Source organism: Pseudomonas sp. PLB05 (assembly GCF_021106615.1).
Classification (GTDB): domain Bacteria; phylum Pseudomonadota; class Gammaproteobacteria; order Pseudomonadales; family Pseudomonadaceae; genus Chryseomonas; species Chryseomonas benzopyrenica.
This window is the reverse complement of sequence record NZ_JAJOHO010000002.1, coordinates 503320-516616: the sequence shown is the minus strand read 5'-3', so window position 1 is coordinate 516616 and position 13297 is coordinate 503320. Positions and strand designations below refer to the sequence as shown.

General features: G+C 64.8%; 9 protein-coding genes. 5 read left to right on the top strand and 4 right to left on the bottom strand.

Annotation, left to right across the window (positions count from 1 at the left end; genetic code table 11):
* Window positions 1-45 precede the first annotated feature (45 nt).
* The 4 genes from LRS53_RS09045 to thiI all read right to left on the bottom strand — a co-directional run bounded on the left by LRS53_RS09045 (window position 46) and on the right by thiI (window position 6427).
* Window positions 46-1983 carry an autotransporter domain-containing SGNH/GDSL hydrolase family protein gene (locus tag LRS53_RS09045; RefSeq protein WP_231355678.1) on the bottom strand — a complete coding sequence of 646 codons (1938 nt, stop codon included), beginning with the start codon at window positions 1981-1983 and terminating at the stop codon, window positions 46-48.
* Window positions 1984-2461: 478 nt separating this feature from the next.
* Window positions 2462-2851 carry a lysozyme inhibitor LprI family protein gene (locus LRS53_RS09040; RefSeq protein WP_231355677.1) on the bottom strand — a complete coding sequence of 130 codons (390 nt, stop codon included), beginning with the start codon at window positions 2849-2851 and terminating at the stop codon, window positions 2462-2464.
* A 146-nt stretch (window positions 2852-2997) separates the two neighbouring features.
* Window positions 2998-4815, bottom strand: coding sequence for a translational GTPase TypA (typA, locus tag LRS53_RS09035; protein ID WP_017639451.1), 1818 nt, complete (start codon window positions 4813-4815; stop codon window positions 2998-3000).
* A gap of 157 nt (window positions 4816-4972) precedes the next feature.
* A complete protein-coding gene (gene thiI / locus LRS53_RS09030) occupies window positions 4973-6427 on the bottom strand; it encodes a tRNA uracil 4-sulfurtransferase ThiI (RefSeq protein ID WP_231355676.1) in 1455 nt (484 codons plus the stop codon).
* Between the two features lie 386 nt (window positions 6428-6813).
* Between thiI and glnA the strand changes: the two genes are divergently transcribed.
* The 5 genes from glnA (at window position 6814) to ntrC (ending at window position 12260) form a co-directional block, all read left to right on the top strand.
* Window positions 6814-8220, top strand: a complete 1407-nt coding sequence (gene glnA / locus LRS53_RS09025; protein WP_017639449.1) for a glutamate--ammonia ligase — start codon at window positions 6814-6816, stop codon at window positions 8218-8220.
* A 174-nt stretch (window positions 8221-8394) separates the two neighbouring features.
* On the top strand, window positions 8395-8913 hold the full coding sequence (locus tag LRS53_RS09020) for a DUF4124 domain-containing protein (RefSeq protein WP_160922016.1): 519 nt from the start codon (window positions 8395-8397) through the stop codon (window positions 8911-8913).
* Window positions 8913-9551 (top strand): DUF4124 domain-containing protein, encoded by a 639-nt coding sequence (locus LRS53_RS09015; protein WP_231355675.1) that lies wholly within the window; start codon window positions 8913-8915, stop codon window positions 9549-9551. The genes LRS53_RS09020 and LRS53_RS09015 overlap by 1 nt, the downstream gene beginning before the upstream one ends.
* A gap of 171 nt (window positions 9552-9722) precedes the next feature.
* On the top strand, window positions 9723-10787 hold the full coding sequence (gene glnL / locus LRS53_RS09010) for a nitrogen regulation protein NR(II) (RefSeq protein WP_231355674.1): 1065 nt from the start codon (window positions 9723-9725) through the stop codon (window positions 10785-10787).
* Window positions 10788-10799: 12 nt separating this feature from the next.
* Window positions 10800-12260 (top strand): nitrogen regulation protein NR(I), encoded by a 1461-nt coding sequence (gene ntrC / locus LRS53_RS09005; RefSeq protein WP_231355673.1) that lies wholly within the window; start codon window positions 10800-10802, stop codon window positions 12258-12260.
* The last annotated feature ends 1037 nt before the right edge of the window (window positions 12261-13297 follow it).

The window sequence follows — 13297 nt, the reverse complement described above, 5'->3', positions numbered from 1 at the left end:
CGCGCGCTGACAAGGTCGGCGCCCGTTATCCAGGTCGAGCGACGCTTAGAAATCCAGCGACAGGCCCAGCCCCACGCCCTGCTGCTGGGTATCGCCCGCGCCGGCATAGCTGTAGCCGCCGCGCAGGGTCAGCTCCGGGGTCAGCCGCTGGACCACGCCCAGACTCAGGCGGGTGCGCTCGCTGTCGGGCTGGTAGCCATCCAGGGTGTAGTCCAGACCCGGCACGCTGTTCAGGCGCATGCTCACATCGCGGGTGCCGTCGGCGAATTCCCGCTCGCGACCCAGGTCGGCGAACAGCGCCGTGGCCGGTGCCAGTTGCCAACGACCCTGCAGGCCGAGCCCGAGGCGCCGCGAGGTGCTCGACTGGTCGTCGAACTCCAGCGCCGTGGCATCGTTGCCGCGCTCGCGATAGCCATCCACCTGGACGCGGGCATAGTCGGCGCTGAGATAGGGACTCAGGTGCCAAGGGCTGCCGGCCGCTGCCAGGTCATAGCCCAGGCGCGCCGAGAGGGCGCGCAGATCGCCGTCGGTATCGCCCTGCTCGCTGCGGGTGGTCGGGCCGAGGGCGAAGCGCCGGCTCAGGTCGTCGTAGTCCAGCCGTCCGCCGGTGGCGGTGAGATCGCCCCAGAGGCGCTCGCCCTGGTACTGGGCGAAGGCGCTGAGCAGATAGCTGTTGAGGCGATAGCTGGAATCGGCCGCGCCGGGTTCCAGGTGTTGCCGCGCGACCCCGGCGGCGACGCCGAGGCGCCATTCCTCGCTGAGCCGATAGCTGCCGCCCAGGTCCAGGCTGTAGCCGTTGCCATCGCCGCCGGCGGTGCTGCGCTGGTCGTCGACGTCCAGGCGTCGCGCGCTGGTATCCACATAGCCCTGCCAGCGACCTATCGGCTGCCAGGCATGCCAATCGCCCAGCCAGCGCTGGTGCAGGCCGTCCTGGTGCGCCCTGAGGGTGGACTGGGCCATCTCCGGCAGCAGGGTGACCTCCCAGGGCGCCGCCAGCAGCGAATAGGCGTAGTCGGCGATCAGTCGCTGACCGGTGATGGTCAGGTGGACGCGATCGTTGAACAGCAACTGGCTGGGATCGGCCGCCGCCGCGCCTAGGCCGTAGGTAGCGTTGCGGGTGCAGCTGTCGCCGCTGAAGCAGGTGCCGGTGAGATTCTGTCCGCTGGCCAGCCCATAGCGCCCCGGCTCGGCCACCACCTCGGCGAGCAGCTGCGGCACGTTGAGGCCGATGATCTCGGCGTCGATGCCGGCCAGGCGCGCCACCAGGGCCTGGTTGTAGACCCGACTCAGGGCCGAGCTGGCCGCCTGTTGCGGCGAACCGGCCAGGGCCGGGGTCTGGCCGATGTCCGGCAGCAGCCAGACCACCATATAGCGCGCGCCGGCCTGCTGCAGCGCGGCGACGCCGTCACCCAGGCGATTGGCCGCAGCCGCCGCGGTGGCCGGCGAGGTGACCAGCCCCTGGAGGAAGTCGTTACCGCCGCCGCTGATGTAGAACAGGGTGTTGGGATCCAGGCTCAGCCCCTGGCTGGCGAGCCCGGGCAGGTAGCCATCGCGGCTGCGCAGGGTCAGCCCACCTACCGCCACCACCGAGCCATTGCGGGCGGTGATGGAGTCGCGGATCTGCGCCGTGGTGTAGCCGCCCGTGGCCCAGTTGTCGCCATCGCTCAGGCCGATCCGCTGATTGATCAGCGAGGTAGAGGCGTCCAGGGTCCGGACGTCGAAGCCCAACTGCTGGCCGAGCAGGATCGAGGATACCGGTCCGGTCACCGCGCCGCTCGCCGGGCTGTAGCCGGGTCCGACGCGGTTGGTGAATCTGAGGCTGGCGCCGTTGATCCCGGTGTCGGGAAATTGCCCGGCATCGAGCAGGCTGTCGCCGAACACGGTGAAGCCACTGTAGGGATTGGGAGCCGCCTGGGCGGTTGCCGCGAGCGCCGTCGCCAGGGCGATGGCCAGCGGCAGGCGTTGCCTGAGAAAAGATGTCATGCCTGCATCCTAGATTGTTGTTATCGGAGCACGCGTCAGGGCGTGTCGTCTCACGCTAGACGGTTTTTGTGTCCCTGTATCCGGATGTGAACAAAAAAGTACGAGACGTTCGTTGCAGTGCTGAAAGGCAGGGGCCAGAGCGGTCGCTCAGGTGATGGGCAGCGGGACGCTGATGCGGTTGCGCTCGCACCTCAAGCCCTGCCCAGGGCCGCAACACCTTTGGATGATAGGAGTGTTGGGCTTCGCTGCGCTCAGCCCAACCTACGCAGGGCCGCTTTCCCCTCTTCCCCTAGGAGAAGGTTGGGGTGAGGGAGGCCCGAATAGCAAGAACGCTGGGCCGCTTTTCCCCCTCTCCCCCTGGGCGAGGGTTGGGGAAAGGATGGCCCGAATGGCAAGAGCGTTAGGCCGCTTTTCCCCCTCTCCCTCTGGGAGAGGGTTGGGGAGAGGGAACCGCCGGATCCCGCTCCCGCGGCTCACCTCACTGCCCCAGCTTGCCCGCCTCACAGCCGGTACTGGCGCACTCGCGCAGGCGCTCCTTGAGGGTCTCCAGGCGGCTTTCGGTCAGGCTGACGGCGCAGTCCAGATTGACGAAGTAGCCATCGGCTTCCTCGCGGGCGCACTGGCTGTCACGCTGCTTGATCCAGGCCAGCTGGCGCTGCTTGAGCACGGCCTGCTGATCGGCCGACAGCTGCTTGCGCAGTTCGCCATAGGTCTGGTTCAGCGACTTGTCGCTCTGGGCGAACAGGTTGCTGGCGCAGTAGACGGTATCGAAGGCGTTGCGCGGCGTGCCGCAACCGGCGGCCTGGGCAGTGGCGAGACCGAAGAGACCGGTCAGGGTCAAGACGGCGACGAGGGTGTTCTTGAGCATGGCAGCATCCTGCAGAAGAGGCCGTTCCGGGTGGCGCGACCGTAAGACAAACGCTAGCAGAGCCGCCAGTCCCACGCGCGGCACCTGCTGAAAAACAGCCAACAAAAAAGCGCCCGAAGGCGCTTTCCTGTACTACCCGGGCGGGATCAGACCTTGGAACGCTCGAAGCGCTTGCGGTCGTTCTCGTTCAGGTACTTCTTGCGCAGACGGATGGACTTGGGCGTCACTTCCACCAGCTCGTCGTCGGCGATGAATTCCAGCGCCTGCTCGAGGGTGAACTTGATCGGCGGCACCAGGGCGATGACTTCGTCCTTGCCCGAGGCGCGCATGTTGTCCAGCTTCTTGCCCTTGGTGGGGTTGAGCACCAGGTCGTTGTCACGGCTGTTGATGCCGCACAGCTGGCCTTCGTAGATCTCGTCGCCCGGAGCCAGGAACAGCTTGCCGCGGCTCTGCAGGGTTTCCAGCGAGTAGGTCAGCGCGGTACCGGTGGCCATGGACACCAGCACGCCGTTCTGACGGTTGCTCACTTCGCCGGCCTTGATCGGGCCGTAGTGGCTGAAGGTCGAGGTCAGGATGCCGCTGCCCGAGGTCAGGGTCAGGAAGTTGTTACGGAAGCCGATCAGGCCACGCGCCGGGATGGTGTATTCCAGGCGGATACGGCCTTTGCCGTCGGGGATCATGTTGGTCAGATCGCCCTTGCGCAGACCCATCTGCTCCATCACCGAGCCCTGGTGCTGCTCTTCGATGTCGATGGTGACGTTCTCGTAGGGCTCCTGCTTCTCGCCGTCCTTCTCGATGATCACCACTTCCGGACGGCCCACGGCCATCTCGAAGCCTTCGCGGCGCATGTTCTCGATCAGTACCGACAGGTGCAGCTCGCCACGCCCGGAAACCTTGAACTTCTCGGCCGACTCGCCCGGCTCGACGCGCAGGGCCACGTTGTGCAGCAGTTCCTTCTCCAGACGGTCCTTGATGTTGCGGCTGGTGACGAACTTGCCTTCACGACCGGCGAACGGCGAGTCGTTGACCTGGAAGGTCATGCTCACGGTGGGCTGGTCGACGGTCAGCGGCGGGCGCGCTTCGACGTTCTGCGGATCGCACAGGGTGTCGGAGATGAACAGCTCGTCCATGCCCGAGACGCAGACGATGTCGCCGGCTTCGGCTTCGGCCACTTCCACGCGCTGCAGGCCGGAGTGGCCCATGATCTTGAGGATACGACCGTTGCGCTTGCTGCCGTCATCGCTGATGGCGACGACCGGAGTGTTGGCCTTGATGCGGCCACGGGCGATGCGGCCGATGCCGATCACGCCGAGGAAGCTGTTGTAGTCCAGCTGGGAGATCTGCATCTGGAAGGGGCCGTCCAGATCGACCTGGGGAGCCGGGACGTGGTCGACGATGGCCTGGAACAGGGCATCCATGTTGTCGTCCATCTTCTCGTGGTCCAGACCGGCGATGCCGTTCAGGGCGCTGGCGTAGACGATCGGGAAGTCCAGCTGCTCATCGGTCGCGCCGAGGTTGTCGAACAGGTCGAAGATCTGGTCGATGACCCAGTCCGGACGCGCGCCGGGACGGTCGATCTTGTTGACCACCACGATCGGACGCAGACCGGCCTTGAAGGCCTTCTGGGTCACGAAGCGGGTCTGCGGCATGGGGCCGTCCTGGGCGTCGACCACCAGCAGCACGGAGTCGACCATGGACATCACACGCTCCACCTCGCCACCGAAGTCGGCGTGGCCGGGGGTGTCGACGATGTTGATGTTGTAGTCGCCCCACTTCAGCGCGGTGTTCTTGGCCAGGATGGTGATGCCACGTTCCTTTTCCTGGTCGTTGCTGTCCATCACCCGCTCGTTTTCCGCTTCTTTGCGGTCCAGGGTGCCGGACAGGCGCAGCAGCTTGTCGACGAGGGTGGTCTTGCCATGGTCGACGTGCGCGATGATGGCGATGTTGCGTAGATTCTCGATCACAGTGGTGTTCTCGGTATAGAAATGAAGGAGCTTCAGCCAGCAGGCTGACAGCCGGAGATTGCAAAGGCGCGAAACGCGGCCGACCGGTATGTGGCCGGCAGGCTAGAAGAGGTCGGGAGGGCGGTGGCGGATACTGCCACCCAGCAGGCCCGGCTGCTTAGGCCGGACGATAAACGCGCACATTGGCGTGCCCTTCGGTGAGCAGGTGATGGGCGTGCAGCCGGCTCATCACCCCGCGGTCGCAATAGAGAAGGTACTGGCGATTCTCGTCCAGTTCCTTGAAACGGCTGTTGAGCGCGAAGAACGGCATGGTCTGCACCTCGATGCCTGGCAGCTCCAGCGGCAGGTCTTCCTGGGCGTCGGGATGGCGAATGTCCACCACGATCTGCCCGGGCAGCGGCTGGTCCACCTCTTCCACCTGCACGTCCTTGCCCAGTTCCTCGATCACCTTGTCGACGGTGATGAAGCGTGCGCGTTCCAGGGCGGCGTCGAGCACCGCCAGGTCGAACTTGCCTTCCTCGTGCTCCACCCGCAGGGCCTTGGCCTTGGTGGTGGGATTCACCGAGATGATGCCGCAGTACTCGGGCATGTGCTTGGCGAAGTCGGCGGTGCCGATGCGCTGGGCGGTGTCGATGATGTCCTGCTTGTGGCTGGCCAGCAGCGGGCGCAGCACCAGGGTATCGGTGGCCTTGTCGATCACCGCGAGATTGGTCAGGGTCTGGCTGGAGACCTGGGAGACGGCTTCGCCGGTTACCAGCGCCTCGATCTGCAACTGCTCGGCGATGCGACTGGCCGCGCGCAGCATCATGCGCTTGAGGATCACGCCCATGTGACTGTCGTCGCACTGGGTGAGGATCTGCCCCACCACTTCCTCGAAGGGCACGCTGATGAACAGCACGCGCTGGGAGCGCCCGTACTTTTCCCAGAGATAGTGGGCCACTTCCATCACGCCCAGTTCGTGGGCTCGCCCGCCGAGATTGAAGAAGCAGAAATGGCTGACCATCCCGCGTCTCATCATCTGGTAGGCGGCCACGGTGGAGTCGAAGCCACCGGACATCAGCACCAGCACCTGCTCCAGGGCGCCCAGCGGATAACCGCCCAGGCCTTCGTGGTGCTCGTCGATGATGAACAGCTGCTGGTCGCGGATCTCCAGGCGGACGTTCACCTCGGGATTCTTCAGGGCGATGCCGGCGCCGCCGCAGCGTTCGCGCAGGCCACCACCGACATGGCGCTCCACGTCCATCGAGGAGAAGTCATGGCGGCCGGCACGCTTGCAGCGCACCGAGAACACCTTGCCGCGCACCCGCTCGCCGAAGTGGCGCACGCAGAGTTCCAGGATGGTCTCGAAGTCACCCAGCGGATACTCGTGCACCTCGAGGAACTGGCCGATGCCCGGGGTGCAGGCCAGGCGCTGCTTCATGTCCGCCAGCAGCCGCGGCTCGCTTAGCGCGGTCTCCAGGGTGATGTTGTCCCAGACCCCTTCCACGCGGACATCCGGATCCAGATCGCGCAGCACGACACGAATGTTCTTCACCAGCTGGCGAATGAAATTCTTGCGCACCGGGCGACTCTTGATGGTGATTTCCGGAAAGACCTTGATGATGAGCTTCATGAGCGGGAAACGGGGGGCGGGTTAACGCGAAAGAAAAGGGCCAATATCATACCTGAAAACCATCACGCACTCGAATCCAGCCGACAAAATCACTTGAGGCGCCATTTAGGTGCAGCGATGAATTAGAAAGCACCAAATTGGTGCGCTGATGCGTCGCTGATTGGCCTGAAAACGGCACGACAGGCGTCAGGAAGGGCCTCCAGCCCATTTAAGGGCACTGGCATACAACTTGCTCTCTTGTGAGGCAGCCGCCCCTGGGCCAGCATAGGGCGCTTTTCGTGGAACGCCGGTCGTGGACCAGGCAGTACGGAAGCGCCCCTCAAGGGCACAGCTGATACCGGGAGTACCGCCAACCGCTCCCGGCCGAAATTCCTCTGGAGGAAACCATGTCGAAGGCTGTTCAACTGATCAAAGAAAACGACGTGAAGTGGGTAGACCTGCGCTTCACCGACACCAAAGGCAAGCAGCAACACGTCACCATGCCGGCGCGTGACGCGCTGGACGAAGACTTCTTCGCCCACGGCAAGATGTTCGACGGCTCCTCCATCGCCGGCTGGAAAGGCATCGAAGCCTCCGACATGATCCTGCTGCCCGACGACAGCACCGCCGTTCTGGATCCCTTCACCGAAGAGCCGACCCTGATCCTGGTCTGCGACATCATCGAACCCTCCACCATGCAGCCCTACGAGCGCGACCCCCGCGGTATCGCCCGTGCTGCCGAGGAATACCTGAAGTCCACCGGTATCGGCGACACCGTGTTCGTCGGCCCGGAGCCCGAGTTCTTCATCTTCGACGAAGTGAAGTTCAAGTCGGACATCTCCGGCTCCATGTTCAAGATCTTCTCCGAGCAGGCGTCCTGGAACACCGATGCCGACTTCGAATCCGGCAACAAGGGCCACCGTCCGGGCGTCAAGGGCGGCTACTTCCCGGTACCGCCGGTCGATCACGACCACGAAATCCGTACCGCCATGTGCAACGCCCTGGAAGAGATGGGCCTGGTCGTGGAAGTCCACCACCACGAAGTGGCGACCGCTGGCCAGAACGAGATCGGTGTGCAGTTCAACACCCTGGTCAAGAAGGCCGACGAGACCCAGACCCTGAAGTACGTCGTGCACAACGTGGCCGATGCCTACGGCAAGACCGCCACCTTCATGCCCAAGCCCCTGTACGGCGACAACGGCTCCGGCATGCACGTGCACATGTCCATCTCCAAGGATGGCAAGAACACCTTCGCTGGCGAAGGCTATGCCGGCCTGTCTGATACCGCCCTGTACTTCATCGGCGGCATCATCAAGCACGGCAAGGCGCTGAACGGCTTCACCAACCCGTCCACCAACAGCTACAAGCGTCTGGTGCCCGGCTTCGAAGCTCCGGTCATGCTGGCCTACTCGGCCCGTAACCGCTCCGCCTCCATCCGTATCCCCTATGTGTCGAGCCCGAAAGCCCGCCGCATCGAAGCCCGCTTCCCGGATCCGGCTGCCAACCCCTACCTGTGCTTCGCCGCCCTGCTGATGGCCGGCCTGGACGGTATCCAGAACAAGATCCACCCCGGCGATGCCGCCGACAAGAACCTGTACGATCTGCCGCCGGAAGAAGGCAAGAAGATCCCCCAGGTCTGCGGCAGCCTGAAGGAAGCCCTGGAAGCCCTGGACGCCGGTCGCGCGTTCCTGACCAAGGGCGGCGTCTTCACCGACGAGTTCATCGATGCCTACATCGAGCTGAAGTCCGAGGAAGAGATCAAGGTGCGTACCTTCGTGCACCCGCTGGAATACGATCTGTACTACAGCGTCTGATCCCGCTGCAGTAACTGAAAGAGGCCTCCTTCGGGAGGCCTTTTCTTTGCGCGGGTTTTCTTTGCGTAGGAATAGCCGCCGCGACCGGCGCCAGCGCGGAGCGGCCGAGCTGCCTACCTGACCACACGACGCGCCTGCTACCCTTGATCTCCATCGCCCGGCCGAGATTCCGCCATGCCTCGCCTGCTTGCCTGCTGTCTGCTCTGCCTCGCCTGCTCCGCCCAGGCCGCGATCTACAAGTCGGTGGATGCCGAAGGCAACACGGTATTCAGCGATCAGCCCTCGGCCAATGCCAAGCCGGTGCAGGTGGCGCCCACCAACACCGTGGACAATCCACGACCGGCGCCGCCCATCCCCAGTGCGCCCGCGGCGGCGACCCCTGCCGGCCCGGCCTTCAGCCGTCTGGAAGTCAATGTGCCCGACGACGAGGCCATCCGCGCCAACAATGGCACCTTCTCGGTGGGGGTAGCCGTGGAACCGGCCCTGGGCCCGGGGCAGTCGCTGCAACTGCTGGTGGACGGCGCCCCCTATGGCAGCCCCGGTCAGAGCACCCGTTTCGGCGTGGCCAACCTGGAGCGCGGCGAGCACCGCTTCGCCGCCCAGGTGCTGTCCGGCACTGGCGAGGTGATCCAGACCAGTGCCGAGAAGACCGTTACCGTGCAGCGCATCAGCGTCAACAGCCCGGCTCGCTGATGCGCGCGCTCCTGGCACTGGTTCTGCTCTGCCTGCTGCTGCCCGCCCAGGCGGCGGTCTACAGCTATGTAGACAAGGACGGCAATCGGGTCTACACCGACCAGCCACCCAAGGGCGTCAAGGCGACCCAGGTGCCGATCACGGTGCCCAACAACCTCAATCAGCAGGGCCAGCCGACCCGCAAGCTGAGTCCGACACCGGCCGCACCGGTGGCCAGGACGCCCAAGGCCGCGCCCTTCCGCTACCAGATGCTGCGCATCCTGGTACCTGAGCCCGATGCTACGGTGATCGATCAGCAAGGGCAGCTCATCGTCAGCCTGGTCAGCGAACCGGAGCTGCAGCCGGGTCACAGCTACCGGCTGCTGCTGGATGACAAGGAAGCCGGCGTCGGTCGCAGTCCAGTGTTTCCCCTGGACAACCTGGATCGTGGCACCCATAGCCTGGTGGCGGAGATCCTCGCCGCCGACGGCAATGTGCTGGAGCGGACACCGGCGCAGCCCTTCCATCTGCGCCGCCCCTCGCTGGAGCAGAAGCGCCGTGCCCATCCCTGCAGTGACAAGGACTGGGGCAAGCGGCCGGAATGCCCATTGGACATGAAACCGCCCGAACCCTGGAAATCCTGGCTACCCTTCCTCTAGCGCACCTATTTGGTGCGCTTTTTCATTGTGCACCATCTTGATACAAATCCAGTTTCGTTCCGCCCGTCGCGCGGCGGCTGTTAGTGCACGTTTCAGCCATCTGCCCTAACTCGGGGCGTCTTGGTTTGCTTCTTGCATTTTCCCATCGTCCCTATAGCGCTGTGGCCCCTCATGCCTACCGACGTCATTCACCGACTCCTGCTCGACAACCTCACCACCGCAGTCATTCTGCTCGATGCAGAGTTGCGCCTGGAGTACATGAACCCGGCGGCCGAGATGCTCCTGGCCATCAGTGGCCAGCGCAGCCATGGCCAGTTCATCAGCGAGCTGTTCACCGAATCGCCCGAGGCCCTGCAGGCGCTGCGGCAGGCGGTCGATCATGCCCATCCCTTCACCAAGCGCGAGGCGCTGCTGATCTCCACCTCGGGCAACAGCCTCACGGTGGACTATGCGGTGACCCCGATCCTGGATCGCCACAACACCCTGCTGCTGCTGGAAGTCCATCCGCGTGACCGGCTGCTGCGCATCACCAAGGAAGAGGCCCAGCTCTCCAAGCAGGAGACCACCAAGCTGCTGGTGCGCGGCCTGGCCCACGAGATCAAGAATCCTCTCGGTGGCATCCGCGGCGCGGCCCAGCTGCTGGCCCGCGAGCTGCCGGAAGAGGCGCTCAAGGACTACACCAACGTCATCATCGAGGAAGCGGATCGGCTGCGGAATCTGGTCGACCGCATGCTCGGCTCCAACAAGCTGCCCAAGCTGGCCGTTACCAATGTGCACGAGGTGCTCGAACGGGTCTGCAGCCTGGTGGAAGCGGAAAGCCAGGGACTGATCAACCTGGTGCGCGACTACGACCCGAGCATTCCCGACCTGATGATCGACCGTGAGCAGATGATCCAGGCGGTGCTCAACATCGTGCGCAACGCCATGCAGGCCATCTCCCAGCAGAACGAACTGCGCCTGGGCAGGGTCACCCTGAGAACCCGCACCCTGCGCCAGTTCACCATCGGCCACCACCGCCATCGTCTGGTGTGCAAGGTGGAGATCACCGACAACGGCCCGGGCATCCCCCAGGACCTGCAGGAAACCATCTTCTATCCCATGGTCAGCGGTCGCCCCGACGGCACCGGCCTCGGGCTCGCCATCACCCAGAACATCATCACCCAGCACCAGGGGCTGATCGAGTGTGAAAGCCATCCTGGCCACACCGCCTTCAGCATCTTCCTGCCGCTGGAATAACGAGGAGTACGCATGAGCCGTCAGGAGACCGTCTGGATCGTCGACGACGACCGTTCCATCCGCTGGGTCCTGGAAAAAGCCCTGCAACAGGAAGGCATGACCACCGTCGCCTTCGACAGCGCCGACAGCGTCATGACCCGCCTCGGTCGCCAGCAACCGGACGTGGTGATCTCGGACATCCGCATGCCGGGGACCAGTGGCCTGGACCTGCTGTCGCGCATCCGCGAGATGCACCCGCGCCTGCCGGTCATCATCATGACCGCCCATTCCGACCTGGACAGTGCCGTGGCCTCCTACCAGGGCGGCGCCTTCGAATACCTGCCCAAGCCCTTCGACGTCGACGAAGCCGTGGCCCTGGTCAAGCGCGCCGGGCAGCACGCCCAGGAGCAGCAGGGCTTCGCCGAACCGGCGCACCTGACCCGCACCCCCGAGATCATCGGCGAGGCGCCGGCGATGCAGGAGGTGTTCCGCGCCATCGGCCGCCTCTCGCACTCCAACATCACGGTGCTGATCAATGGCGAATCCGGTACCGGCAAGGAGCTGGTCGCCCACGCCCTGCACCGCCACAGCCCGCGTGCCGCCGCGCCCTTCATCGCCCTGAACATGGCCGCCATCCCCAAGGACCTGATGGAGTCCGAGCTGTTCGGCCACGAGAAAGGCGCCTTCACCGGCGCCGCCGCCCAGCGCCGGGGCCGCTTCGAGCAGGCCGATGGCGGCACCCTGTTCCTCGACGAGATCGGCGACATGCCGGCCGACACCCAGACCCGCCTGCTGCGCGTGCTGGCCGATGGCGAGTTCTATCGCGTCGGTGGCCATACCCCGGTCAAGGTGGACGTGCGCATCATCGCCGCCACCCACCAGAACCTGGAAGGCCTGGTGCGCGAGGGCAAGTTCCGCGAAGACCTCTTCCACCGCCTCAATGTCATACGCATCCACATTCCGCGCCTGGCCGACCGCCGCGAGGACATCCCCGCCCTCGCCCGCCACTTCCTCGCCCGCGCCGCCCAGGAGCTGGCCGTGGAGCCCAAGACCCTGCGCGGCGAGACCGAGGAGTACATGAAAGGCCTGCCCTGGCAGGGCAACGTGCGCCAGCTGGAGAACACCTGCCGCTGGATCACGGTAATGGCCTCCAGCCGCGAGGTGCTGATCGACGATCTGCCGCCGGAGCTGCTCAACCAGCCCCAGGACGCCGCCCCCGCCGCCAACTGGGAACAGGCGCTGCGCCAATGGGCCGACCAGGCCCTTACCCGCGGCCAGTCCAGCCTGCTGGACAACGCCGTGCCGGCCTTCGAGCGCATCATGATCGAGACCGCCCTCAAGCACACCGCCGGCCGCCGCCGCGACGCCGCCGTCCTGCTCGGCTGGGGCCGCAACACCCTGACCCGCAAGATCAAGGAGCTGGGCATGAAGGTGGACGGGCCGGATGAAGAGGGGGAGGACCGAGGCTCTCTACCGTGCCGTAGGTTGGGCTGAGCGTAAGCGAAGCCCAACATTGCCAGGCTTGAACTTCATATCGGTGCCTTAGCTGCTTATCGTGTTTTGCTGGTAGCTCTTTTTTCGCCCACTCGGGCGACTCACTTTTTTCAGTCGCGGCTGCGCGCCCCGGACAAAAGTAAGCAAAAACGCTTGCCCCGACCATCCGGCCCTCCGCTGCGCTCCGGGTTCGCTCACACCAGCGCCGTTCCGGGGTCGGCCTACACGGGCCGTCCATGGCCCGTTAGGCCTCTCGCCGCATCCATGCGGCTCGACCCACTCCATGACACTGGCGTTCGCCCTCCTGAACGGGGCGACTCGCCAGACTGAAAGTGTTGGTTGAAGAAACGGAAGCGACTCATAGCGTGGACAAGGGCGAAGCCTTGTCCACTGATGGTGTCGGTGCCCAACAGTGGAAAACGCTGCGCGGTTTTCCACGCTACGCCCCCCCCTGAACTCCGAACTCTCAGGCTGGCGCCCCGTCCCCGTCAGTGAGGCCGAGTGCAGGTGTCGCGGAGGGGGGATGCGAGGCAGGACGCCGAGCAAGGCGCGAGGGGCAGGAGGCCCCTTCGTGCCGTGCCCCCGGAGCGCAGCGGAGGGCCGAAACGTGGGGACAGCGTTTTTGGTTACTTTTGTCCGGGGCGCGTAGCCGCGACTGGCAAAAGTGACTCGCCCGAGGGGGGCGAAAATAAAACGATCAGCAGACTGCGATAATCAGCTGAGGCAGCCTTAAGCCCGAACCCGAGACGTTTGGGCTTCGCTAACGCTCAACCCAGGTAACAAAGCCCCCCAAAACACCCAAACCAAAACTTGGCACACCTCCTGCAATACCCTAGTTAACTACCCTTTTGGGGACCTCGGTACAGGCAGGCTGGGGAATCCCCTCTTTTCTTCTCGAGGCCATCACCCACTGTGACGGCCTCTTTTTTTCGTCCGTGAAAAATCGCAAACCCCAGGCTAGAGCGCTTTTCACCCCACGGCCAAGCCCATGGGATTGGCAATGGCAGCCGAAGCACCAAGGCAACCCGGCACCCCAC